The sequence below is a fragment of the Natrinema sp. DC36 genome (assembly GCF_020405225.1).
Taxonomy (GTDB): Archaea; Halobacteriota; Halobacteria; order Halobacteriales; family Natrialbaceae; genus Natrinema.
In genome coordinates this window covers 3999009-4020979 of sequence record NZ_CP084472.1, presented here as the reverse complement: position 1 = coordinate 4020979, position 21971 = coordinate 3999009, and the positions used below count along the sequence as shown (strand labels likewise).

At 66.1% G+C, this 21971-nt stretch carries 26 protein-coding genes; 13 read left to right on the top strand and 13 right to left on the bottom strand.

Annotated features, from left to right (window positions below):
• Positions 1-152: 152 nt before the first annotated feature.
• Both LDH74_RS20475 and LDH74_RS20470 read right to left on the bottom strand, forming a co-directional pair.
• Positions 153-1433, bottom strand: coding sequence for an amidohydrolase (locus tag LDH74_RS20475; protein ID WP_226040496.1), 1281 nt, complete (start codon positions 1431-1433; stop codon positions 153-155).
• A 90-nt stretch (positions 1434-1523) separates the two neighbouring features.
• Positions 1524-1859 carry an uS10/mL48 family ribosomal protein gene (locus LDH74_RS20470; RefSeq protein ID WP_098724481.1) on the bottom strand — a complete coding sequence of 112 codons (336 nt, stop codon included), beginning with the start codon at positions 1857-1859 and terminating at the stop codon, positions 1524-1526.
• Between the two features lie 186 nt (positions 1860-2045).
• Here LDH74_RS20470 and LDH74_RS20465 point away from each other — a divergent pair, with 186 nt between their 5' ends.
• Positions 2046-2486 (top strand): bis(5'-nucleosyl)-tetraphosphatase, encoded by a 441-nt coding sequence (locus LDH74_RS20465; protein ID WP_226040495.1) that lies wholly within the window; start codon positions 2046-2048, stop codon positions 2484-2486.
• Between the two features lie 189 nt (positions 2487-2675).
• Positions 2676-3725 carry a DUF5787 family protein gene (locus tag LDH74_RS20460; protein ID WP_226040494.1) on the top strand — a complete coding sequence of 350 codons (1050 nt, stop codon included), beginning with the start codon at positions 2676-2678 and terminating at the stop codon, positions 3723-3725.
• 35 nt (positions 3726-3760) lie between these two features.
• Here LDH74_RS20460 and LDH74_RS20455 read toward each other — a convergent pair whose 3' ends face one another.
• On the bottom strand, positions 3761-4261 hold the full coding sequence (locus tag LDH74_RS20455) for a DUF5797 family protein (RefSeq protein ID WP_226040493.1): 501 nt from the start codon (positions 4259-4261) through the stop codon (positions 3761-3763).
• A gap of 258 nt (positions 4262-4519) precedes the next feature.
• Positions 4520-5809 (bottom strand): MFS transporter, encoded by a 1290-nt coding sequence (locus LDH74_RS20450; RefSeq protein ID WP_226040492.1) that lies wholly within the window; start codon positions 5807-5809, stop codon positions 4520-4522.
• Positions 5810-5924: 115 nt separating this feature from the next.
• Between LDH74_RS20450 and LDH74_RS20445 the strand changes: the two genes are divergently transcribed.
• Together LDH74_RS20445 and LDH74_RS20440 are read left to right on the top strand one after the other, a co-directional pair.
• Positions 5925-6179, top strand: a complete 255-nt coding sequence (locus LDH74_RS20445; protein ID WP_226040491.1) for a hypothetical protein — start codon at positions 5925-5927, stop codon at positions 6177-6179.
• Positions 6180-6266: 87 nt separating this feature from the next.
• Complete coding sequence (locus tag LDH74_RS20440; RefSeq protein ID WP_226040490.1) at positions 6267-6575, top strand: transcription factor S; 309 nt, start codon at positions 6267-6269, stop codon at positions 6573-6575.
• A gap of 319 nt (positions 6576-6894) precedes the next feature.
• On the opposite strand, the gene LDH74_RS20435 is transcribed toward LDH74_RS20440, so the two are convergent.
• The 4 genes from LDH74_RS20435 to LDH74_RS20420 form a co-directional block, all read right to left on the bottom strand.
• Positions 6895-7719 carry a methyltransferase domain-containing protein gene (locus LDH74_RS20435; RefSeq protein WP_226040489.1) on the bottom strand — a complete coding sequence of 275 codons (825 nt, stop codon included), beginning with the start codon at positions 7717-7719 and terminating at the stop codon, positions 6895-6897.
• Positions 7716-8105: a nascent polypeptide-associated complex protein gene (locus LDH74_RS20430; RefSeq protein WP_226040488.1), complete on the bottom strand. Its 390-nt coding sequence runs from the start codon at positions 8103-8105 to the stop codon at positions 7716-7718. Before LDH74_RS20430 ends, LDH74_RS20435 begins: the two co-directional genes overlap by 4 nt.
• Before the next feature lie 82 nt (positions 8106-8187).
• A complete protein-coding gene (locus tag LDH74_RS20425) occupies positions 8188-9045 on the bottom strand; it encodes an SDR family oxidoreductase (protein WP_226040487.1) in 858 nt (285 codons plus the stop codon).
• A gap of 248 nt (positions 9046-9293) precedes the next feature.
• Positions 9294-9782: a PUA domain-containing protein gene (locus LDH74_RS20420; protein ID WP_226040486.1), complete on the bottom strand. Its 489-nt coding sequence runs from the start codon at positions 9780-9782 to the stop codon at positions 9294-9296.
• 195 nt (positions 9783-9977) lie between these two features.
• On the opposite strand from LDH74_RS20420, the gene LDH74_RS20415 reads away from it, so the two are divergent.
• Positions 9978-10154 carry a hypothetical protein gene (locus LDH74_RS20415; protein WP_226040485.1) on the top strand — a complete coding sequence of 59 codons (177 nt, stop codon included), beginning with the start codon at positions 9978-9980 and terminating at the stop codon, positions 10152-10154.
• Positions 10155-10247: 93 nt separating this feature from the next.
• On the opposite strand, the gene LDH74_RS20410 is transcribed toward LDH74_RS20415, so the two are convergent.
• Both LDH74_RS20410 and LDH74_RS20405 read right to left on the bottom strand, forming a co-directional pair.
• Positions 10248-10745: an NYN domain-containing protein gene (locus LDH74_RS20410; RefSeq protein WP_226040484.1), complete on the bottom strand. Its 498-nt coding sequence runs from the start codon at positions 10743-10745 to the stop codon at positions 10248-10250.
• 72 nt (positions 10746-10817) lie between these two features.
• A complete protein-coding gene (locus LDH74_RS20405; RefSeq protein ID WP_226040483.1) occupies positions 10818-11642 on the bottom strand; it encodes a M48 family metalloprotease in 825 nt (274 codons plus the stop codon).
• 352 nt (positions 11643-11994) lie between these two features.
• Between LDH74_RS20405 and dapA the strand changes: the two genes are divergently transcribed.
• The 8 genes from dapA (at position 11995) to LDH74_RS20365 (ending at position 19445) form a co-directional block, all read left to right on the top strand.
• A complete protein-coding gene (gene dapA, locus LDH74_RS20400) occupies positions 11995-12921 on the top strand; it encodes a 4-hydroxy-tetrahydrodipicolinate synthase (protein WP_226040482.1) in 927 nt (308 codons plus the stop codon).
• Positions 12918-13688, top strand: coding sequence for a 4-hydroxy-tetrahydrodipicolinate reductase (gene dapB, locus LDH74_RS20395; RefSeq protein WP_226040481.1), 771 nt, complete (start codon positions 12918-12920; stop codon positions 13686-13688). Before dapA ends, dapB begins: the two co-directional genes overlap by 4 nt.
• Entirely contained in the window at positions 13685-14521 is an 837-nt protein-coding gene (locus LDH74_RS20390; protein ID WP_226040480.1) for a 2,3,4,5-tetrahydropyridine-2,6-dicarboxylate N-succinyltransferase, read from the top strand. Before dapB ends, LDH74_RS20390 begins: the two co-directional genes overlap by 4 nt.
• Before the next feature lie 107 nt (positions 14522-14628).
• Positions 14629-14850: an AbrB/MazE/SpoVT family DNA-binding domain-containing protein gene (locus LDH74_RS20385; protein WP_226040479.1), complete on the top strand. Its 222-nt coding sequence runs from the start codon at positions 14629-14631 to the stop codon at positions 14848-14850.
• 49 nt (positions 14851-14899) lie between these two features.
• Positions 14900-16243, top strand: coding sequence for a diaminopimelate decarboxylase (lysA, locus tag LDH74_RS20380; protein ID WP_226040478.1), 1344 nt, complete (start codon positions 14900-14902; stop codon positions 16241-16243).
• Between the two features lie 10 nt (positions 16244-16253).
• Positions 16254-17084, top strand: coding sequence for a diaminopimelate epimerase (gene dapF, locus LDH74_RS20375; RefSeq protein WP_226040477.1), 831 nt, complete (start codon positions 16254-16256; stop codon positions 17082-17084).
• Complete coding sequence (locus tag LDH74_RS20370; protein ID WP_226040476.1) at positions 17081-18244, top strand: M20 family metallopeptidase; 1164 nt, start codon at positions 17081-17083, stop codon at positions 18242-18244. The genes dapF and LDH74_RS20370 overlap by 4 nt, the downstream gene beginning before the upstream one ends.
• A gap of 130 nt (positions 18245-18374) precedes the next feature.
• On the top strand, positions 18375-19445 hold the full coding sequence (locus LDH74_RS20365) for a hypothetical protein (protein WP_226040475.1): 1071 nt from the start codon (positions 18375-18377) through the stop codon (positions 19443-19445).
• 63 nt (positions 19446-19508) lie between these two features.
• Here the strand turns inward: LDH74_RS20365 and LDH74_RS20360 are convergent, their stop codons facing one another.
• The 3 genes from LDH74_RS20360 to purB all read right to left on the bottom strand — a co-directional run bounded on the left by LDH74_RS20360 (position 19509) and on the right by purB (position 21913).
• Positions 19509-19925 (bottom strand): EamA family transporter, encoded by a 417-nt coding sequence (locus LDH74_RS20360; protein WP_226040474.1) that lies wholly within the window; start codon positions 19923-19925, stop codon positions 19509-19511.
• Complete coding sequence (locus LDH74_RS20355) at positions 19925-20347, bottom strand: EamA family transporter (protein ID WP_226040473.1); 423 nt, start codon at positions 20345-20347, stop codon at positions 19925-19927. Before LDH74_RS20355 ends, LDH74_RS20360 begins: the two co-directional genes overlap by 1 nt.
• Positions 20348-20527: 180 nt before the next feature.
• On the bottom strand, positions 20528-21913 hold the full coding sequence (gene purB, locus LDH74_RS20350; RefSeq protein ID WP_226040472.1) for an adenylosuccinate lyase: 1386 nt from the start codon (positions 21911-21913) through the stop codon (positions 20528-20530).
• Positions 21914-21971: the final 58 nt, after the last annotated feature.

The following is a 21971-nucleotide window of genomic DNA, read 5'->3' as shown; positions in this document are numbered from 1 at the left end:
TGGGTCGGTCGTCGGCCCGCTCGCTCGGCCTCCAGCCTCGCTCGCGGTGAATATCGGTGAACCGCCTGCCCTTCCCCGGGTCACGGATTCCTCGCGGTGCTCGGAGTCCGCTCCCGGCCACTCCCGCTCGAGAGTAGTTGAAAAAGCGCCGGTCAGGATTGTTGACGGCTAATCCGCTCGATTGATCCCGCAAGCACGTCGATCCCGTGGCCGATACTCGCCTCGTCGACGTCGAACGTCGCGGTGTGGTGGCCGCCGGGGTGGTCGGTGCCGACGCCGACGTAGCAGGCACGACCGCCGTTTTCCTGCACTTTGCGCATGAGAAAGGTCGCGTCCTCGCTGCCGCCGAGATCGTCGCGCTCGAGAACGCGCTTCACGCCGGCCGTCTCGCCCGCGACGTCGGCGACGACCGAGACGAGTTCCTGATCGCTCGTCGCACTCGGGGCCTCCGCACCGGTTTCGATTTCGACCTCGCAGTCGTGCATCTGGGCCGCGCTCCGGAGTACCCGTCGGGTTCGGCGCTTCATGTATTCCATCAGCTCGGTCGTCTCACCTCGAACTTCGGCGACGATCCGCGCCTCGTCGGGGATGACGTTCGCGGCGCTGCCGCCCTCGACGACGCCCGCGTTAACGCGCGTCTTGCCGTCGTTGTGCCGGGGAATCCCGTACAGGTTCTGGACGGCCGTCGCCATCGCCTGCACGGCGTTGCGCCCCTGCTCTGGGTGGCCACCGGCGTGTGCCGATTCGCCCGTGAACTCGGCCTCGAGGTGCGACACCGCCAGAAAGCCGTCGATGCCGGCGACGATCTCGCCGGTCGGATGGTCGAGCCCGATGTGCACCGCGAGCAGGGCGTCGACGTCTTCGATGTGTTCGCTCTCGGCCATCGACTTCCCGCCGCCGACGACCTCCTCTGCGGGCTGGAAGAATACCTTCAGCGTGCCCCGGAAATCGCTCTGAGCGACCCGCTCGAGCACACCGATCCCGATCGTCGCGTGAGCGTCGTGGCCGCAAGCGTGCATCGCGCCCTCGTGCTCGGAGCGAAATCCCTCGGCGACGGGGAGGTGAGCGGGGTCATCGGACTCCGCCCGCGGCAATCCGTCGATATCGACGCGGAGGCCGACGGTCGGCCCCTCGCCGCGCTCGAGAACGGCGACCGCGCCCGTGTGGCCGCCCTCGAGCCGCTCGAGGGTGTCCTCGTCGACCCCCGCATCTCGAGCGCGTTCGTACCAGTGGGTGAGGTCGGCGTCGTCGGGGACCGCCATCCGATGCTCGCCCGCGATGGCGTCGGGGCCGACGTGGAGTTCGGCGAGGTCGTCGCCCAGTCGAGACTCGAGCTCGTCGACGATCCGTGCGGTCGTATATAATTCACACCAGGCGGGCTCGGGCTTTCGGTGGAGGTCTCGGCGAAGCGAGACCAGGTCGTCTGCGGTCATATCCGCACCTCTGTGGGAACGGTAAAAAACCCTGTCGACGGTGGCATCTCGAGAGAAGTGACTCGAAACTGTAGCGAGACCGAGAGACGCTCAGTTCCCGCGACCCGCGCCGTGGATCTGCTCGACCTCGGCCTCGATGTGGACCGAGTCGGGGAAGCTCTGCGAGGCGATGTTGCGCGCGAGGCTGTCGTGACCGTGGATCTCGAGTTCGCGCGTGAAGACGGTGTACTTCCACGAGGAGAACTCCCGGTCGTCGTCTGCGTGGAGCCGACAGCGCTGGGGGACCGAGAACGTCTCGGGGGGGTGAGAGTGGGGGCCTTTCAGCGCCGCTCCCTTTCGCTCCGCGTTGGTTTTGATGTCGTCGACGATACTATCGAGCGCGGCTCGATCGCCGCTCTGGAGGGTGAGACGGGTGACGAAGGTCATGGCTAGTGGTGTCGAATACGTCCACGGTCGGCGCGTAAAAACTTGCTGAGACGCACCGGTCGCCCCGCCGGCGGTGACCGACTGCGGGCAGTCGTCCGACGACGTCGTGAAAATCGAGTCCGGAATCAGTGTACGCTGGACGAACAGTCCGATATTCTCTTAACGTCTCACCTATTATCGAAGTTAATGGCAGTCGAAGCTACGAGCGCAGGCGCGATCCTCTTCCGCGATACGCGGGGCCGGCGCGAGTATCTTCTACTCAAGAGCCGCCCAGGCGATTGGGAGTTTCCCAAGGGCGGTGTCGAAGGAGATGAAGAACTTCAGCAGACGGCGATCCGCGAAGTAACGGAAGAGGCAGGTATCGAACAGTTCAGACTACTCGACGGCTTCCGCAAGGACTACGACTACGTCTTCGAGGCGAACGGCAAGACGATCCACAAGACCGTTCACCTCTTCATCGCGAAGTCGTTCGAGGCCAGCGCGGAGCTATCGAACGAGCATCGCGACCTCCAGTGGCGCGATTACGACCAGGCGATCAACACCGTCACGCAGGACGGCCCTCGAGAGATCCTCGAGGACGCCCACGAGTTCCTCGACGAACGCAAGGAGGAGGAGGACGAAGAGTAGTCGACAGCTGCCGATCGTCGGGTCGAATCCCGTCGGACATCACCTCGCCACCGACAGGTGACAGTTCGACGGCGCGCCATCGCGTCCCAGTCGGAGACTCGGCTGATAGCGCCGCTGCCGTCGCTGGCCGACTGACCGGCCGCTGACAGATCGAGCAGCGTTTTTGCACTCGCGTTCCCAAGGGCCTGCGTGGACCCACACACCGCCGAGTTCGGGTTCGAGCTGCGGAGCTGCCGGTGGGCCGAACGCGAGTGGCCCCCGGACGAGTCCGCCAGCGACGACCGCGCGTTCGTCGTCGCCCGCCAGCTCGGGACCAAGCGCCGGCGTTGGGACACCATCGTCCTCGAGTGCGACCCCGATGCCCTCCGCCGCCGCGCGAACTTCGGTCCCGACCGGCTCGATGGCGACCTCCTTCATCTCGTCCGCAATGCCCCCGCCGAATGGGCCTACTACCGCGACGCGCTCCCCCACCCCGGCTATCCGTGGCGCTACGTCCGCGAGGCGATCCACCAAGCCGACGATCGGGGCATCCTCGAGACCCGCAAGTCGGGAAATCGCATCGAGATTCGGCGCAAGTGGACCTATCCGGACTGGCTCGAGCGAATCGTCGCGATCGAGAACAAGCCGGACCTCGACGCCAGCGCCGCCCGCGCGCTCGGCGCGCAACTCGAGTACGACGTCGCGATGGGACTCGCCGACGAGGTCTGGGTCGCGACCCGAGAAACCGGCGAGCGCGTCGAACCGGTTCTCTTCGAGGATCTGCCGATCGAGGCGGGCATCCTCGCGCTCGCACCCGACGACCTCACTGCCGAGGTCGCGTGGCATCCCCGCTCGCTTGCCGTCGACGAGCCGGGAACGCGGATCCTCGAGCGACCCGACGGCGGGAAACGGGACGGGTCAGCCGCCCGGTTCGAGTCCGTCGATCCCGACTGGAAGGCCGACAAACGGCTCGCGATCGCCGAACGCGCCTACGAACGCGGCTGGCGCTCGTTCGTCGACACGATGCGTCCCGACTGCCGACACTTTCAGCTACGCGCTCGAGACGCTCACCAGGCGCTGCCGTACTGCGCCGCCAAGGACCGGTGCCAGACGGCAGCCGAGTGCGCCGGCTCCTGTCGGGACTTCGAACCCGAGCCGCCCGTCTGGCGCACCCGCGGCTGGCCGATCGAGGGCGGCCCCGGAAAACGATCGCAGCAGTTCCTCGAGGAGCGGCGCCGGCGACGGCGGCCGGGACTGTAGCCCGTCGCACCGGTCGGCGGCTCGAAAGCGGGATGTCAGTCGGAGACGGCGACCTCGAGGTCGTCGCGCTCGACCGCCAGCCGGAACGTCGGCACGGTCCGGTACTCGACCTCGACGACGCCCTTGCGACGCAGGCTCTGGAGACCCGAACGGACGTCCTCGGCCTCGGCATCGACGGCGTACTCGTCTCGGAGCTTGTGCAGCACCGAGACGACGCTCTCTGACTCTTCCTCGGGCCCGGCGAGGACGGCGACGATCCGCGCTTGCAGTTCGGGAACGCGGATTTTGGACGGGGCTCCGTCGTCGGGATCGCTCTCGATCCCCGGCTCGACGTCGACCAGCTCGGCCGCTTCCGCGGTCGCCCGGATCAGGCTGTTGTCGTCCCGAAAGTAGTAGTCGCCGAGTTCGTTCTCGAGGAACTGGTGGACCTCGCTGCCGCTGTCCATCTCCCAGCGCTCCTGCAGTTCGGAATTCTTCGTCGGCTGTAGCTCCACCACGTCCGCCAACCGATCCTTGGCCTCCTCCGAGAGCGTCATCGTCGAACCGTATGGGTAACCGGTACTTTTGCGTTGCGTCCCGCCAGTTCCGTGATCCGTCACGCCGACCGACCCGAACGCCGCGTTCGGTCCCGGTCCGGGATCGAACGGCCGGAGAAACGCGAGACGAGCGCATCGGCTCGAGCGCTCACGGACGCAGAGGGAGTCTCGGAGACGGTCATCGATTCGGAATACGGGAGCGAGAGACGCGACCGAGTCGAGAATCACGAAACGCCCGGTTGGCACCGGTACTTCCACTCAATCGCTCCCGACGACCGGCACCGAGGCCGTCGACTCGAGCGTCTCCTCGACCTGCGTATAGACCAGAATCGCCCCGAAAACGGCGAGGACCGTTCCGAAGACGAAGGGGACTTTGAAGCCAAAGCCCACCAGTGCACCCGAGGACAGCGGCCCGAGGGCGATTCCGTAGCCGAAGGCCATCGTGAGCACCGACAGCTTCGACCCGGACTCGCCCTCGCCGGCGAGATCGCCCACCAGCGCCAGCGACGGGGCGAACACCATCGCGGCCGCGATCCCCTGGAACAACCGGGCGACGAACATGACAGCCGAAGACAGAACGAACCCCTGGACGAGCGTCGTCGGGATCAACAGGACCATTCCGACGACGATGAACGGGCGACGACCGTACCGGTCGCAGGCCCGTCCGATCGGCGTCTGCAGCGCGACCTGGGCGATGATGAACGCCGCAAACTGGAGGCCGAACCAGGTCGACCCCTGCTCGAGGCGCGCGTTGACCTGGGGCTGAATGGTCGCAAACAGCGCGATCGCGGTCGCCATGAACAGCGATGCGACGCCGAGCGTGAAGATCGGATCGAGCAGGTTAGGTCCCGACCGATCGAGGATCGGAATCGAGAGATCCGCACCGGCGTTCGCGACCGTCGACTCCGGATCGGAGACGAGCACCGTCACCAGCACGTAACTGATCGCGGCCGTGATCGTGGCGATGTAGAAGGCGGCGGCGAACCCGTCGACCGTCATCCCGCCGGGGAGCGCGTACGGGCCGCGACTGACGACCGCACCGGCCACCGCCGGCCCCGCACCGAATCCGACCAGTCGAAAGGTGTTGTAGACGCCCATGTTCCCCCCGCGGTCGCCGGCCGTCGCGAGTTCGTTCACGAGCGCGACCGACGACGGAATGATGAAGGCGACGCTGACGCCCTGTAGCCCGCGGATGACCAGCAACGAGACGTACGTCTCCGCGGCGACGTAGGCGATGTTCGTGACCGCCAGACCGGCGAGTCCGACCAGAATGAACGGCTTGCGCCGCCCGAGCCGGTCCGACAACCGACCGGTAAACGGCTGAAAGCTGCTGTTGAGGAAGCCGAAGATCGAGAGGATGACCCCGGTGATCATCGACTCCCCGAGGCCGAACGCCGTCCCGCTCACGATACCGCTGGTCACGTACAGCGGAATGACGATGATCAGAAACGAGTTGCCGATTCCGTCCGCCATTCGGGCACCCGCAAGCGCCAGTACCCGTCGGTCAACGGCAAACGGTGCGATAACCCGCTCGACGACTCTCCGCATCGACCGTATCTGCGTGATCGGACCCGATTATAGTTTCGAATCGAAATGTTAGTATCCGCGACAGTACGCGCGAGCACGGCAGAACTACAAGCCGCCGGCCCGCGTTCGTCCAGCCATGTCCGACGTCAAACTCAGCCGCATCGAATCCGTCCTCGAGGACCTGGAATACCCCGTCACGAACGACCGAGCCGCCGCCGAACTCGAGGATGTCACCCTCCTCCTCGCGGACGGCGAGCGAAATCTGGGGGCGCTCATCGAACGAAGTGACAGCGATCGCTTCGAATCGATGGACGACCTCGAGTCGGAGCTCAACAACGTCCTCCCGCGCGAGGCCGTCGGCGAGCCGTACCAGTCGGAGGGCGAGGGGTAAGCGCCTCGCGCCGGTATCGGAGCCGAGACCGGTCAACGGGCTGAAACAGGCCCCTTAAGTCGCTCCACCTCCGTAGCCCGGACAACGATGGAATTCTGCGACGACTGCGGTTCGATGATGAAAGCCGACGACGGGCTCTGGGCGTGCGACAGCTGTGGCTTTACGAAGCCGAAAGGCGATGCCTCCGAGTACACCGTCACCGACGATCAGGAAGCGAGCGAAGTCATCGAGTCCTCCGGCGAGACCTCCCTGCCCGAGACGAACGCCATCTGTCCCGAGTGTAATAACGACCGCGCCCTCTGGTACATGCAACAGATCCGATCGGCCGACGAGTCCGAGACGCGCTTCTTTATCTGTACCGAGTGTGAGCACAAGTGGCGCGAGGATGATAACTAACGAACTTTTGCGCTGCGGGCCAGCAAAGCTGGCCCTCGGCAAAATCTCGAGAGAGCGAAGCTCTCTCGGACCTCGCGGGATCTTCGATCCCGCTTAGCTTCGATGAAAAGCACTCCTCCCTCCCCGTTGGGTCGGTCGTCGGCCCGCTCGCTCACCCTTCGGGTTCGCTCGCGGTCAATGGCTGGGTAACGGCCTGCCCTCCCCCGGATCGCGGGCTCCTCGCGGTGCTCGGAGCCCGCTCTCGGCCACCGCTCACTCGAGGTACTGCTGAACCGGTCTCTGAATCTACTGCAACTCGAGCAGAAAAGTCTCCGACTCGCTATTCGTTGCGCGCGATCGTCAGATATCCCGTGTGGCCCACGGGGGCGGTCGACGGCCGCGAACCCCGTTCGTCGAACTGCATCTCCCGCTGGATCGTCTCTCGAGTGGTGACGTCCGAGAGGCCGACCTCTCGAGCGGTCTCGGAGACCGCTCGAGTCGACTCGATGAACGGGCTGTAGACCGCGAGGAACCCGCCGTCGACGAGCAGCTCCGGCGCGTGCTCGACCATCGCGGGCGCGTCGCCCGTATCGAGCGTGCACACGTCGAACGACGACGGCTCGAGGTCGTCGAGGTGCTCGAGCACGTCACCCGTTCGAACGTCGACGGCATCCTCGACGCCGCCCAGCGCCATGTTCTCGCGGGCAACCTCCGCGAACTCGGCGTCGCGCTCGTAGGTCACAACTGACGCGCCGGCGCGGGCCATCATCGCTGCCAGGACGCCGGTTCCGGTCCCGGCGTCGAGGATCCGATCACCGCGAGCGATCCCCGTTTCGCCCATCACGAGGCCGATATCGCGGGGGACCATCGGCGCGCCCGTCCGCTCGAACTGGTGAAAGAGATCCGGGCCCCGCAGTCGGCGGACGTGAAACTCGTCGCCCAGATGCGTCTCGATGGTGTCGCCCGACTGCACGTCCTCGGGGACCTCGAGCACGCCGAGGTCGGTCCCCTGCTCTCCACCGGGTTTCACGAGGTATTCGCGGTCGCCGCGGACGAGCAACACCGGGACGCGGTCGTCGCCGCCCTCGGCCTCCGCGTCGGTCTCGGTGTCGGCCTCGGTCTCCGCCCCGCCGTCCGCGTTCTCGTCGCCGCTCACTCGAGTCACTCGAGGGAGGCGACCGCCGCGGCGAGGTCACCATCGTTGTCCTCGAGGGCCTCGAGGGCCTCGTCCTCGCCCACGCCGGCTTGCGTGGCGACGAGTTCGACGTCCTCGTCGGGAATCGACGGTTCGGCGTCGCTTCCGGTATCGGCGCTCCCGGTGCTACCGCCGGCGGATCCGGCCTCGACCTCCTCGGGCGAGCCGATGACCTGGTAGGTCTCCTGGCCGCGGGCGTCCATCTTGGTGACCTCGGCGTCGTCGAAGACGAGGTCGTACTCGTCGGTGCGGATGATGACCTCTTCGGCGTCGATGTCCTCGACGTCGATCCCCATCTGCTCCATCATCTGTTCCATCTTGCGCGGGTTGAGTCCGCCGCCACCTCCTCCAAACATACTCGATACGTCGCCGTGGGTTCCCTTTTACTTTGTCGTTCGGTCGAGCGACGGGTAGCGTGGACGAGATGATGAGGTATCCTTACGTCTCAATCGAACGGGAGTAGCTCGGATCGAAGAGCTGTGCCGAGGTCGGTTCGGGATCTCCCTCGGTGAGATTGTACTCCGAGAAGTCTTCGACGCCGGCCTCGCGGAGGAACTCCTCGTCGTAGACGTGATTTCCGGTGAACTCGCCCGGGTCGCGATTGAGGATCTCCAGAACGGTGTCCGAGACGATTTCTGGGGTGCGCCAGTCGTCTTCGGTCCCCATCTCGAAGTAGCGGGTCGCGCGCGTATCGATCGCAGTTACCGGCCAGAAGGTGTTACAACCGACGTCGTCGTCCGCCAGTTCCTGCGCCAGCGACAGCGTGACGAAGGACATCCCCATCTTCGACCAGGAGTAGGCCGCCGCTCCCGGCGCGCGATCGATCTCGACCGGCGGCGCGTTCGTCAGGATCCAGGCGTCGTCCTCGACGCCGCGGAGGTGATCGAGGAAGCCCCGCGAGACGAGATACGTGCCGCGTACGTTGACCTCGTTCAGGAGGTCGTAACGGTCGGCCGGGATCCCGTCGACGTTGCCGATCTGGATGGCCGAGGCGTTGTTGATAACGATGTTGATCTCGCCCATCTCGTCGATCGCTTCGTCGATTGCCGCCTCGACCGCGTCCTCGTCGCGGACGTTCAACTGAATCGCGTGCGTGTCGACGCCCTTCTCGGCGCACTCCTCGGCCGTCCTGTGAATCGTCCCCTCGAGGTCGGAGTCCGAATCGTCGACGGTCTTTCCCGTCGAGACGATGTCACAGCCCCGTTCGGCGAGCGCGAGTGCGAGTTGTTTCCCGATGCCCCGCGTCGTTCCCGTGATAAACGCGGCCTGGCCGCTCAGATCTGGTTGCTGTAGCATTCATCTACGTTACATACACCCACACTCTAATAATTCATTCAAACTCCCGGACCGCCGATAGTCGTTTTCGATCCGCATCGACGCACGACTGGGCGTCGTGTTCGAGGAGTTCGACAGCCTGCTCTAGAGTCGCCACTGAAAGTCACTGCACACCTGATCGAACAACGGCGTTGCGATCAGTGTGTAATTCGTTTCAGTGGCTACTATCGGTCCTCGAACGATCCTCCGTCCCTCGAACTGATTCTCCGTCACGTCTCCGCGGGCGCGCCCTCGCGCACGTTCACCGCCATCCCCGTCTCGAAGTCTCGGATCGCTGCGGCGTCGAGACGCGCCGTCCCAACGGCGATCAACTCGCCGCGTTCGTGAACGACCAGCACCTCGTCACCCGGTCGGATCTCGTCGCCGACCTCGAGCACGAACTTCGCGAAGACGTTCTTCTCGTCGCGGACGAACGGCTCGCTCTCGTCGTCGACGACGACGCGATACGAGGGGTGTGCGAGCGCGGCGTCGAGCCGGCGACCGCCCTCGAGGCCGAGGGTGAATCGGCCGTCGGTACCGAAGGAGACGATCCGGCCCGCCTCGGCGTGGACCTGCTGTGGCCGCCCCGAGGTGGTGCGTTTGATCGTCAGCGATTCCTCGGGCGGGAACAGGGCCGCGCCCGCGCCCCCGCCGAACTGGTAGTCGCCGACGGTCCGGAGTTCCGGGAGACCCGCGCGCCCGTCTACTGGCTCGCTCATTGACCGGCGTTCGACCCGGCGCGTCGAAAGCCCTTCGACCTGCCGGCGGTGCGATGGCACTCGAGGTCGAATCCGATACCGCGTCCGCCGGGTGGGGCCGACAGCTGCTCGCGGCGAATGTCCCAATTGGTTAGAAAACGGACTGGAACGAGATGGGGAATGTTATAATGATCGATTTATTACTATCGGTATCGTATGGATGTCACGCAAATCGGTCTCGGGGTGACGCTGCTCGTCATCGGGACCCTGACACTGATCGGGCCGGCCGCACTCGTTTCCGGGCCGCTTACGTACCTCGTTACCGGTGCGACGCTGCTCGTCACGGGGTACGCGCTGTTGATCGGACTCTGGCAGAGCCGACAACCGAACTAGCGTCGCTTCCATCCTGAACAGACGACAGCAACCGAGAAACTACTCTCTCGTCCCGAATCTGGCTCGAGCCAACCTTCGGTCGGGTCCGTCGACTCAGAGGAGAAACGTCTCGTGGCGGTCGCCGAGGTCGAGGAACGAATCGGCCGCTTCGATGAGTTCCTCGGCCGTCGAGGACTGGAAGGCCATCACCTCGACGCGGACGCCCTCGTGGCGCAGGTGCGAACAGAGCCGCGAGAAGTCGCCGTCGCCCGTACAGAGGACGATGGTGTCGACGTGGTTGGCGAGCGTCACCGCGTCAAGGCTCATCCCGACGTCCCAGTCCGCTTTTTTCGTCCCGTCGGAGAACGTCTTGATGTCTTTGATCTTCGGCTCGAAGCCGATATCGACCAGCGCGTCGAAGAAGCTCTCCTCCTCGGGCGAGTCCGCACGGATGACGTAGGAGATGGCGCGCGTGAGCTGGCGGTCCTGAACGGCCTTCTCGAGTAAGGCGGAGTAGTCGATATTCCGGCTATGGAGACTCTGTGCGGTATGGTAGAGGTTCTGGGCGTCGACGAGAACGGCGACGCGCTGCCCCGGATGAATTTCCGTCATATCCTAGCATGTCGCGCGCGACCATAAAAAATCGCGGCGTTCGCTCTGATCGCGTTGCGACCGTCGGCGGTCTCAGCTTCGAAGCTTCCGGATGCGCTTTTCCGTCGGCGGGTGCGTCGCGAACAGCGACTGCAGGAGCCCTTTCTCCGAGTTGAAGATACACAGCGCGCTCATGCTATCGTCGATCTGAGACTCGCGGCCCTGTGCACCGCTCGAAATCTTCTCGAGGGCGCGGGCGAGCGGGTCGCCGCTGCCGATATACTGACGGGCGTCCTCGTCGGCGACGAACTCGCGGTAGCGCGAGATGGCGAGGACGAAGATCATGACGAGCATCTGTGCGATGTTCGAGATGACCATGCCGACGATGATTCCGCCGATGCCGCGCTCGCTACTCATGATGTAGACCATGTAGGCGACCCAGCCGACCATCATCGCGATGGAACTCCCCACCACCATCGCGATGACGTCGCGGTTCTTGATGTGGGCGAGCTCGTGGGCGATCACGCCCTCGAGTTCGTCGCGCTGGAGGAGACGGATGAGCTCCGTCGAGACGACGACGACGCCCTTGCCCTTCCGACCGGTCGCGAAGGCGTTGGGGACGCCCATGTCCATGACCATCAGTTTGGGCTTTTTGATGCCCATATCCCGACAGAGGGAGTCGGTCATCTGATGGATCTCCTGATACTGGCCGTCTTCGGGCATCGGTTCGGCCTTTCTGGTCGCCGACCACGTCCCGATCTTGTACTGAATAACCGGTAGCACGAGCAGTCCGACGAGGACTAACGGCCACGCGCCGGTGCCGAGCCAGAGCAGCCCGAAGCCGCCGACGAGCATGTAGAACGCGAACAGGATCGAGCCGACGATCGCCATTCGCACTTTCAGTCCGAAATCTGTCATACGCGACGGTAAGTAACGCTCGGGGATAAATTACGCGGAACTGTATGTCAGGTATTGCGTCGCAGGGAAGTCGATCAAAGACACAACGGATAAGTCAGTTCGGATCCACGTCACAGGCATGTGCCGCGTCGCTCACCAGACCGTCGGCCCCGTCGTGAGCGGCGTCTGTTCTCGTTTTCCAAAACGGAAACGTGCGTGAGTGTGCTCGCGGCGGGTCTGGCACCCCGTCCCGGGTACGATTCGACCGCACGACTGACCGCATTCAACGAACCCCAGAGCGCCCACCGATCGGAACCGATACACCCTACCGATCGAAGGGCGACACACGACCCACCGACACCACAGTCAACACATGAGTTCACCCATCGACCTTTCGGGCGTCTTTCCGGCGATGTGCACGCCCTTCGACGACGACCGGCGAATCGACTTCGAAACGCTCCAGACCGACGCCCAGCGCCTCGAGGCCGCGGGCGTCGACGGGCTCGTCCCCGTCGGCTCCACGGGAGAGTCGGCGACCCTGACCCACGACGAACACGTCCGCGTCGTCGAAGCGGTCATCGAGGCCGTCGACGACGTGCCGGTCATCGCGGGCACCGGCTCGAACAACACGCGCGAGGCCCTCGAACTCTCCGAACGTGCCGCCGACGCGGGCGCGGACGGCCTGTTGCTCATCTCGCCGTACTACAACAAGCCCGAACAGCGCGGGCTGGTCGAGCACTTCCGGACGATCGCGGACGCCGTCGACCTGCCCCAGATCGTCTACAACGTCCCCTCGCGGACGGGCCGAAACATCGAACCCGACACGGCCGTCGAACTCGCGAGCCACGAGAATATCGCTGGCTACAAGGCCGCCAGCGGCGATCTGGGCCAGATCGGCGAGATCGCCGAACGAACGACCGACGAGGACTTCGCCGTGCTCTCGGGCGACGACGCACTCACCCTGCCGACCATCTCCGTCGGCGGGACGGGAACGATCAGCGTCGCCGCGAACATCGAACCCGAGCGGACCTGCGCGATGGTCGGCGCGGCGCTGGACGGCGACTACGCCCGCGCACGGAACCTCCACCACGAACTCGGCCCGCTGTTCCGCGGACTCTTCGTCGAGACCAATCCGATCCCGGTCAAGGAGGCCATGCAGATCCGCGGCTACGGCCCGGCCCGCATGCGCTCGCCGCTTTCCCGGCTGGCCGACGAGTACCGCGAGGACCTCGAGACCGTGCTGGCCGACCTCGAGCGGGAATCGACCGAAGTGGCGGACGCGGCGGAGGGTGATCGATGACGGTCAGGCTCGGCATCACCGGCGCGACGGGGCGCATGGGCCGGGAAGTGATCGCCGCCGCGACCGAGCGCGAGGATTGCGAGATCGTCTTCGCCGTCAACCGGGAGCCCGGAGGCGACGCGACCGTCGGGGGGATCACCATCGAGCCCGCGGCCGAGTTCGACTCGCTCGTCGCCGAGCGCGAACCGACCGTCGTGATCGACTTCACCGGCCCCGAGTCGGCCGCCGGCTACGCCGCGACGTGCGCCGAGGCGGGCGTCGCCTTCGTCACCGGCACGACCGGGTTCGACGACGAGGAGTACGAGGCGCTCGAGGCGGCGAGCGAGGATATCGCCGTCCTCCACGCGCCGAACTTCGCCCGCGGCGTGCAAGCGCTGGTCAACGTCGTCGGTCAGGCGGTCCGGAACCTGCCCGGCTACGACGTGGAACTCGTCGAGACCCACCACAACGAAAAGCGCGACGCGCCGAGTGGCACCGCGAATCGGCTGCTCGAGGAGATCGAGGCCAACGGGGACTTCACCGAGCGCACGCACGGCCGCGAGGGCGACGCGCCGCGTTCGGAGCGGGAAATCGGCGTTCACGCGCTCCGTGCCGGCGATATCACGGGCGAACACGAAATCGTCCTCGCGGGCAACCACGAGGAAGTTCGGCTCACGCACCGCGCCGAGGATCGCGGCGTGTTCGCCGCCGGCGCGGTCGACGCGGCGGTCTGGATCGCTGGACAGAAGGCGGGGTGGTACGACTTTTCGGACGTGATTACGGAATGAGCGCACTCGAGACCGAAATCGACGAGCTGTGGGAGCGAAAGCAGAACGACGAAATCGACGCCGAATCCGCCGGCGAAGACGAATACGCCACCCTCGAGGCCTTCCTCGACGCCCTCGAGTCGGGCGAGATCCGCGCCGCCGAGAAGCAGGGGGACTCCTGGGAGGCGAACGAGTGGGTCAAGCAGGGTATCCTACTGAACTTCGGCCTCCGCTCGATCGGCCAGTACGAACACGGTGGAACCACGTACAACGACGTCCTGCCGCTCGCGGACTCGAGCGAGTACGGCGACCGCGGAAGTCGCAACACGCCCGACGGCACCGTCGTCCGCCGCGGCGCGAACATCGGCTCGGACTGCATCATCATGAGCCCCGCGTTCGTCAATATCGGCGCCCGCGTCGGTGACGGCACGCTCGTCGACTCCTGTGACACCGTCGGCTCCTGTGCGCAGATCGGCGACAACGTCAAACTCGGCGCGAACACCCTCATCGGGGGCGTCCTCGAGCCAGTCGAGGGCGCGCCGGTCATCGTCGAGGACAACGTCTCGCTCGGGGCGGGCTGTCGCGTCACGAGCGGGTTCGTCGTCGGCGAAAACAGCGTCGTCGGCGAGAACACGCTGCTGACGCCGCGAATCCCGGTCTACGACCTCGTCGAGGAGGAGGTTCTCTACGGCGAACTGCCCGCCGACCGGCGCGCGTTCACCCGCTTCGTCGAGTCCTCGATCAGCGACCACGACCTCTTCGAGGGCGGGGCCTACAAGCCCGCCGTCGTCGCGACCGATATCGAGACCGAGACGCTCGAGGCGACCGAACGCGAGGACGCGCTGCGCGAATAGACGCGCCGCTGGCGGACGTGTCTCGTGGGAACTGAGTTTCGATCGCCGCGGGGAAGATGACGAAGCGTAGGGAGGTTTTTGTCCATTCTCCTCGTAGTCGGATCGAAATGAGCAAACGGACTGAGGCCGACGATCGAGGCCGAATCGTCATCCCGCGGGACATCCGTGAGAAACACGGCGATCGATACCGCGTCGTCGAACTCGACGATCGGGTCGAACTGATTCCGTTGAGAGACGACCCGATCGAGGGCCTCCGAGATGCCGTCGGTGATGCGCTCGACGGCAAGTCGATCGACGAGATCAAACGGGAAGCGCGCGAAGTCGAGTAGCCGAGACGGAACCCAAAGCTTGAATTCTCGCGGTCACCTGAAACTGACAATGACTGACGCTGTGGCTTCGCTTTCCGTCCGCCGCCTCTCCGACTGGGACGCGGCCGAACTACGGGCCCTTACTGCGGAGTACGGTTCGCCGCTGTACGTTCTCGACCTCGAGCGAGTCCGCCAAAATTACCGGCGACTCGAGGCCGCCTTTTCCGACGCCGAGATCCTCTACGCGGTGAAGGCGAACGCGCTGGGGGACGTCCTCTCGACGCTTCGCGAGGCGGGGGCTGGCCTCGAGTGTGCCTCCGCCGGGGAAGTCCAGCGGGCGCTCGAGGCCGGCGCGTCGGGCTCGGAGGTCCACTACACGGCGGTCAACCCGCCCGCAGGGGACCTCGACTGGATCGTCGACGCCTGGCACGAGAACCCGGGGCTGACCGTCACCGCGGGCTCCGAGGACACGATCGATCGGCTGGCCGACCGCGGCTATACCGGCCGGCTCTGTCTGCGGGTCAATCCCGGCATCGGTGCCGGCCATCACGAGAAGGTACGGACGGGCGCTGCGGCGAAGTTCGGCGTCCCCGCGGAGCGTGCGGTGGACGTGCTCGCGGACGCCGCCGACCGCGGCTTCGACATCGTCGGAATCCACGCTCACGTCGGTTCCGGCGTCTCGAGCGACCAGCTCGAGGCCCACCGGGAGTTCGTCGCGCGGATGGGCGATCTGGCGAGAGCGGTAGCCGACGCGGTCGGTGACCTCGAGTTCGTCGACGTCGGCGGCGGGTTCGGGGTTCCGTACCGCGAGGACGAGGAGCCGCTGGACCTCGAGTCGGTTGCTGCGGCGACGCGAGACGCGATCGGCGAGATCGACGCCGAACTGGCGATCGAGCCCGGTCGCTACTTCGTCGCGGACGCGGGCGTGCTCCTCACCGAAGTGAACACCGTCAAGGCGGCCCGCGAAACGACCGTCGCCGGCGTCGACGCGGGGATGACGACCCTGATCCGGCCCGCGATGTACGACGCGTACCATCCGATCCGGAACCTGACCGCCGACGCGGAGGCATCGGCCTCGAACGACGGCGACGGCCGCGAACGACTCCCGCAGACCGTCGCCGGCCCGATCTGCGAGAGCGGCGACGTTTTCTGTACCGAGCGCGAACTCCCGGTAAGCGAACGTGGGGACATCCTCGCAATCGGCAACGCGGGGGCCTACGGCTACGAGATGGCGAACCAGTACAACACCCGACCCCGGCCCGCGTCGATCGTCCTCGAGGACGGCGGCGGTCGACTCTCCCGTCGCCGCGAAACGGTCGACGACGTGACGCGAGCGGAGCGCGAGGCAGGGAGTGCCCCGAGCGCGGACCGAAAGAACGACCACGGCCGGGCGAGCGACATCGACAACGACTGACGAGAGCACGATGAGTATCCCATTCCAGAAGTACCACGGCACCGGCAACGACTTTCTAATTATCCACGCGGACGAACACGTCCCGGACCGGGGCGCCCTCGCCGAGCGCGAGTGCGACCGGACGGACGGCGTCGGTGCCGACGGGGTCCTCTTTCTCGCTCCCGAAGAGACGTTCAACCCGCCTCGCGTCGTGATGACGCTGTTCCAGCCCGACGGCGCGACGGCACCGATGTGCGGCAACGGCGCTCGCTGCGCCGCAGAGTGGACGATGAATCGGACCGGGAGCGACAGCGTGATGATCGACACCCAGGCGGGCACCCTTCGAGCCGATCGCGACGGCGAGGACGTCGTCATCGAGATGACCCCGCTCACGTTCGACCCCGGCGAGATTCCGGTCGCGGCCGACGAACCGGTCTTCAACGCGGAGATCGAGGGCCTCGAGGTGTCGGTCGTCAACACCGGCGTCCCCCACGCGGTGAGCTTCGTCGACGATGTGGACGACGTCGACCTCGAGGAACTCGCGCCGCCGGTGCGCCACGCCGACGTCTTCCCGGGCGGAACGAACGTCACCGTGGCCAGCCCCGACGGGTCGGGTGGCTTCCGCCAGCGCACCTACGAGCGCGGCGTCGAGGGCGAAACCGACTCCTGTGGCACCGGAGCGGTGGCCGTGGCCGTCGTGGCGCGTCGCCTCGGACTCACCGACGCCGACCCGGTCGACGTTCATCCGCCGGGCGGCCATCTGCGAGTGAGCTTCAACGACCGCGGGCGTCCGACGCTCGCCGGGCCGGTCGAACACGAGTTCGACGGCGAGGTGGCCGTCGAGCCGCCGATCGAGCCGTGACGGACGGTCGTTCCGCCGCCGGGCCCGACGGCGACGACGCGTTCGATCCCATCGCGTTTCTCGAGGACGCCGTCCAGCGTCCCTCCCACGAGGCCGTCGGGCCGATGCGCGACTTTCTCTGCGAGACGCTCGAGACACGGGACATCGAGCCCCGCGTCGACGACGCCGGGAACGTGCTGGCGAGCCGCGGGCCGCCGGCGACCAGCGCCGAGACGCACGTCGTGTTGAACACGCACATCGATACGGTGTCACCGCACGTCCCCTACGAGCGCGACGGTGACGAGGGTGCTGACGGTTCGGGCGTGATTCGGGGGCGGGGCTCCTGCGACGCGAAGGGACCGCTCGCGGCCATTCTCTCGGCCTTTTTCGCGGTCGAGCCGACCGAGAGTCGAGTCACGCTCGCGATCACCCCCGACGAGGAGGTACTCTCGACGGGAGCCTATGCGCTGGTGTCGGGCGACGAGTCGCCCACTCGAGACGCGGACGCGGTGATCGTCGGCGAGCCGACCGACCTCGACGTCTGTACGGCCGCGAAGGGGCGATTTCAGGGGACGATCCACCTCTCGGGAGCCAACGCCCACGCCGCCGAACCCGAGACCGGGAGCAACGCGGTCGCGGCCCTCGAGCCGGTCCTCGAGGCGATTCGAACCGTCGACGAGCAGGCGGACGCGCCGCCGGCCCACCCCCGACTCGGCGCGGCAACGCTGACGCCGACCGTCGTCGAGGGTGGCGAGGCGACCAATCAGGTGCCGGCCGACTGCGCCCTGACGGTCGATCGTCGGAGCGTCCCGCCCGAGACGGCCGAGAAGTTTCACGAATCGCTGACGGCACACCTGCGGGCCGCCGTGCCCGACGATATCGGCCTCGAGTTTCGCTTTACCGACCGGCCGACGCCGTTCCTCGAGGCCTGGGACACGGATCCCGACGCGGCGGTCGTCGAAGCACTCGCAAGCGCGTCCGGCGGCGAGGTACGTCCGTTCACCGCGGCGACGGAGGCCTCGTACTTCGCGGCGGACGCGCCGACGGTCGTCTTCGGCCCCGGCGTGCTCGCCGACGAGGGAGGAGCCGTCGCACACGCCCCGCGGGAGTACGTGCGGATCGCTGACGTCCGCGAGGCGGCGCGGGCGCTCGAGGCGACGCTGGTCGAACTGGTCGGGTGAGGACGGCCTGGCCTCGAGCCGTCGTCGGGGTCGCTCGCGTCGCCCCCGTTGCGATAGCCGGGCGCGCCGACCTGTCTCCGACTGACGGCAGCAGTCCTTTACCCAACGGGGCCGATGTATAACGGACTCCATGAGTAGCGACCCGGACGCCGGCTCGCGGCCGGCCGATACGATGCGCGAACGCGTCGGCGAAACGCGCGTGAAGATCTGGTTCCTGATCAGCGCGAACCGGTGGCTCGTCACCGGCGTCATTCTCGCGAGTACGTACGCACTGCTCCTCGTCTTTCACCTCTTCGGGCCGACGACCCCACAGCGGTTCGTGACGACAGGGAACGTCTCCTCGCTGTTCAGTTCGATGATCATCGCGACCGTCACGAGCGTCACCCTCGTCCTGTCGGTCTCGCAGTTCGTCCTCGCGGGAGAGATCGGCCCGCTCGGACAACAGCGCGAGCGAATGACGAACGAGACCGAGTTCCGAGAGGAGGTCGAGGACGCCGCAGGAATCGGCGTGAGCCCGGTCGAGCCCTCCCGGTTTCTCCGGACGCTCATCGAAACGGCCGAAACGCGCGCGATAACACTCAACGACGCGGTTACCAGCGACAAAGGTTCAGCACAACACGAGGAAATCGCCGCGTTCACGGACGGTCTCGTCGAACACAGCAAGACGGTCAGCGACGACCTGCGAGACGCGGATTTCGGCTCGTTCGAAACGTTGCTACCGGTCCTGAACTACAACTACTCCTGGAAGATCTTCACCGCGCGGACGCTCCGTGACAAGTACGACGAGTCGCTGTCGACCGAGGCCGCGACCGCGTTCGACGAACTGATCGAAGCGTTGCGGTTCTTCGGCCCGGCGCGCGAACACTTCAAGACCCTCTACGTTCAGTGGGAGATCATCAACATCTCTCGAGCAGTCCTCTACGGCGCGATGCCGGCGCTGGCGATCGCGGGCTACATGATGCTCGAGTTCGACCCCGCGAAGGTCACCGGCGCAGCGTTCGGCGTCAGTACCGCCTACCTCGTCGTCAGCGCTCTCTACGTGGTTACGCTCGCCCCGTTCGCCGTGTTGCTCTCCCATCTGCTCCGCGTCCTCACGGTCATGAAGCGAACGCTCGCCATCGGACCGTTCATCCTCCGAGAGACGGAGCAACTGAAAGCGGTTCGTCAGGAGGAGTCGACCGAGATCCAGTCGAAACGGTGACCGCGGTCGGAAGCGGTGACTGGAGGTGACGCCGCCGCCGGTGCGGTGACTCCGACATTCCCGTCACACGGACATCAGCGCGATCGCCACCACACTCAATCCGATAGCAGCGAGTTTGCGGATGGTAACAGTTTCGTCGAAGACGACGAGCCCGACTAGCGAACTGATCACGATGAAGAGCCCGTAAATCGGGACGACGATACTCACCGGACCGAGCGCCAGCGCTCGATAGTACGTCAGCAGACCGACGGTCAACAGCACGCCCATCGCGACGAGATGTGGCGTCCGCGGATGTCGGAGGTACGGCCGTACCGACAGCCCGCGATAGACGAGCACGAGTCCGACGGTGACGAACATCACCGAATTCGAGAGGAACACGGCCATCGTACTGGACATGTCGGTCATCGCGATCGAGAGCAGGGGGGCGACCAGGCTGTACGCGAGACAGGAAAACAGCGAGAGGCCGATGTACCGTCGCATCACTCCTCCCCTCCGGCGGCGAGGTAGATCGCACCCGCTGCGGCGACGATGCCGGCGCCGCGAGTCGCGGTCAGCTCCTCGCCGAGAAATGCGATCCCGATAATCGAACTCCCGACGATGAAGAGACCGTAGATCGGCACGACGACGCTAACCGGGCCTCGCTCGAGCGCCTGATAGTACGCGAGGATGCCCGAAGAGAGAAAGAGGCCGGCGACGTAGACGATTCCCGCCGACGGAGTTACCGCGTCGGACGGGCGGCCGGTCCCCGTGATGACGAGCACGACGGTCGTCAGACAGAGAAAGATCGTCGTCGAGAGGAAGAGCGCGACCGCGGGCGGCACGTCCGACGTCACGACGCTCGTCAGGGGTGCCATCAGTCCGTAGGCCAGGAGGGCGACGAGCACCCACACGAGGTATTCCATACCGATCCTCGACGCAGGGCGATTAATACAGTCACGGTCTCGGAATCGAGGGCCGGAGCAGGATCCCGGAAATCGGATAGCGGTCGGGCAAGCGATCGGCGGGTGGATGGCGGTCGGGGAAGCGGCCGACAGGTGGATGACGGAACGGTCGGCGATGGACGACAGGAACAGTCGGTCGTTCTACTCGAGGTCGTCGACGAGCCGGCTCGCGACGCCGGTGTAACCCGCCGGCGTCAACGCGTGCAGTTCCTCGCGGACGTCCTCGTCGACCTCGAGTTCGTCGAACAGCTCGCGGAAGTCCGCGAGGGTCACGTCCTTCCCGCGGGTGACGGCCTTGACCCGCTCGTAGGCGTCGGCTTGCCCCTCGCGCCGGAGGACGGTCTGGACGGCCTCGCCGATGATCTCGGGGGTGTCCTCGAGGTCGTCGCGCATGACCTGCTCGTTGGGGACGACCTTCGAGAGCCCCGACGCGGTCTTGCCGTAGGCGATCAGGCAGTGGGCGAAAGCGCCGCCGATGTTGCGCTTGACCGTCGAATCGGAGAGGTCGCGCTGGAGTCGGGAGGTGGTGACGTAGTCCGCGAGGAAAGAGAGATCCGAATTGGCCTTCGAGAGGTTGCCCTCGCTGTTTTCGAAGTCGATCGGGTTGACCTTGTGGGGCATCGTCGACGACCCCGTCTCGCCCTCGACGGCCTCCTGCCCGAGGTAGCGGTCGGAGACGTAGAGCCACACGTCGAGATCAAGATCGAGCAACACGGCGTTGGCCCCGCGGAACGCGTCGAACAGCGCCGCGAGGTCGTCACAGGGATTGACCTGCGTCGTGAGGGGTTCGAACTCGAGGCCCAGCCCCTCTACGAACTCCCGTGCAAACGCCGGCCAGTCGACGTCGGGATAGGCGGCGACGTGGGCCGCGTAGGTGCCCGACGCGCCGCCGAGTTTCCCCCGCAGATCGTCTGTCGCCTGCCGGATGCGGCCGGTCGCCCGACCCAGACGCGAGGCGTAGACGGCCATCTCCTTGCCGAACGTCGTCGGCGTCGCGGGCTGGCCGTGGGTCCGGGCCAACATTGGAAGGTCGCGGTGCTCGCGGGCCATCCCGGCGAGCGTGTCCCGAACGTCGTACAGTTCCGGAAGGAGCACCTCGTCGACGGCGTCCCGGACGAGCAGCCGGTGGGCGAGGTTATTCACGTCCTCGCTGGTCAGCCCGAAGTGGATCCAGGCCGAGGCGTCGCTGTCCTCGGGCAGTCGGTGCCGAACGAAGTACTCGACGGCCTTCACGTCGTGGTTCGTCGCCTCGAAGTCGGCGTGACCCTCCGTCTCGAGTTTTTTGATCAATCGTGCGTCCTCCTCGGCGAAGTGGCTGTACAGCCCGCGGAGGTGCTCGCGCGCCTCGAGGCCGAGTTCGAGCGGCGTCGCCTCGAGGTCGGCTAGCGCGATCAGGTACTCGACTTCGACGCGAACGCGGGCGCGCATGAGCGCGGCCTCGCTCGCGTACGGCGACAGCGGGGCGGTCCGGCCGTCGTACCGGCCGTCCAGCGGCGAGACGGCGTACAGGGCGTCGGTCTCGGTCATTGTGCGAGTCTGTCCAGCGCGGTGCAAAAGCGTATCGAAACCCGGAGCGTCCGATGCC

Excerpts from the sequence above, each read along its gene's own strand:
- LDH74_RS20475 (WP_226040496.1), bottom strand. The coding sequence starts at position 1,433 with ATGACCGCAGACGACCTGGTCTCGCTTCGCCGAGACCTCCACCGAAAG.
- LDH74_RS20470 (WP_098724481.1), bottom strand. The coding sequence starts at position 1,859 with ATGACCTTCGTCACCCGTCTCACCCTCCAGAGCGGCGATCGAGCCGCG.
- LDH74_RS20465 (WP_226040495.1), top strand. The coding sequence starts at position 2,046 with ATGGCAGTCGAAGCTACGAGCGCAGGCGCGATCCTCTTCCGCGATACG.
- LDH74_RS20455 (WP_226040493.1), bottom strand. The coding sequence starts at position 4,261 with ATGACGCTCTCGGAGGAGGCCAAGGATCGGTTGGCGGACGTGGTGGAG.
- LDH74_RS20450 (WP_226040492.1), bottom strand. The coding sequence starts at position 5,809 with ATGCGGAGAGTCGTCGAGCGGGTTATCGCACCGTTTGCCGTTGACCGA.
- LDH74_RS20445 (WP_226040491.1), top strand. The coding sequence starts at position 5,925 with ATGTCCGACGTCAAACTCAGCCGCATCGAATCCGTCCTCGAGGACCTG.
- LDH74_RS20440 (WP_226040490.1), top strand. The coding sequence starts at position 6,267 with ATGGAATTCTGCGACGACTGCGGTTCGATGATGAAAGCCGACGACGGG.
- LDH74_RS20430 (WP_226040488.1), bottom strand. The coding sequence starts at position 8,105 with ATGTTTGGAGGAGGTGGCGGCGGACTCAACCCGCGCAAGATGGAACAG.
- LDH74_RS20425 (WP_226040487.1), bottom strand. The coding sequence starts at position 9,045 with ATGCTACAGCAACCAGATCTGAGCGGCCAGGCCGCGTTTATCACGGGA.
- LDH74_RS20420 (WP_226040486.1), bottom strand. The coding sequence starts at position 9,782 with ATGAGCGAGCCAGTAGACGGGCGCGCGGGTCTCCCGGAACTCCGGACC.
- LDH74_RS20415 (WP_226040485.1), top strand. The coding sequence starts at position 9,978 with ATGGATGTCACGCAAATCGGTCTCGGGGTGACGCTGCTCGTCATCGGG.
- LDH74_RS20410 (WP_226040484.1), bottom strand. The coding sequence starts at position 10,745 with ATGACGGAAATTCATCCGGGGCAGCGCGTCGCCGTTCTCGTCGACGCC.
- LDH74_RS20405 (WP_226040483.1), bottom strand. The coding sequence starts at position 11,642 with ATGACAGATTTCGGACTGAAAGTGCGAATGGCGATCGTCGGCTCGATC.
- dapA (WP_226040482.1), top strand. The coding sequence starts at position 11,995 with ATGAGTTCACCCATCGACCTTTCGGGCGTCTTTCCGGCGATGTGCACG.
- dapB (WP_226040481.1), top strand. The coding sequence starts at position 12,918 with ATGACGGTCAGGCTCGGCATCACCGGCGCGACGGGGCGCATGGGCCGG.
- LDH74_RS20390 (WP_226040480.1), top strand. The coding sequence starts at position 13,685 with ATGAGCGCACTCGAGACCGAAATCGACGAGCTGTGGGAGCGAAAGCAG.
- LDH74_RS20385 (WP_226040479.1), top strand. The coding sequence starts at position 14,629 with ATGAGCAAACGGACTGAGGCCGACGATCGAGGCCGAATCGTCATCCCG.
- lysA (WP_226040478.1), top strand. The coding sequence starts at position 14,900 with ATGACTGACGCTGTGGCTTCGCTTTCCGTCCGCCGCCTCTCCGACTGG.
- dapF (WP_226040477.1), top strand. The coding sequence starts at position 16,254 with ATGAGTATCCCATTCCAGAAGTACCACGGCACCGGCAACGACTTTCTA.
- LDH74_RS20365 (WP_226040475.1), top strand. The coding sequence starts at position 18,375 with ATGAGTAGCGACCCGGACGCCGGCTCGCGGCCGGCCGATACGATGCGC.
- LDH74_RS20360 (WP_226040474.1), bottom strand. The coding sequence starts at position 19,925 with ATGCGACGGTACATCGGCCTCTCGCTGTTTTCCTGTCTCGCGTACAGC.
- LDH74_RS20355 (WP_226040473.1), bottom strand. The coding sequence starts at position 20,347 with ATGGAATACCTCGTGTGGGTGCTCGTCGCCCTCCTGGCCTACGGACTG.
- purB (WP_226040472.1), bottom strand. The coding sequence starts at position 21,913 with ATGACCGAGACCGACGCCCTGTACGCCGTCTCGCCGCTGGACGGCCGG.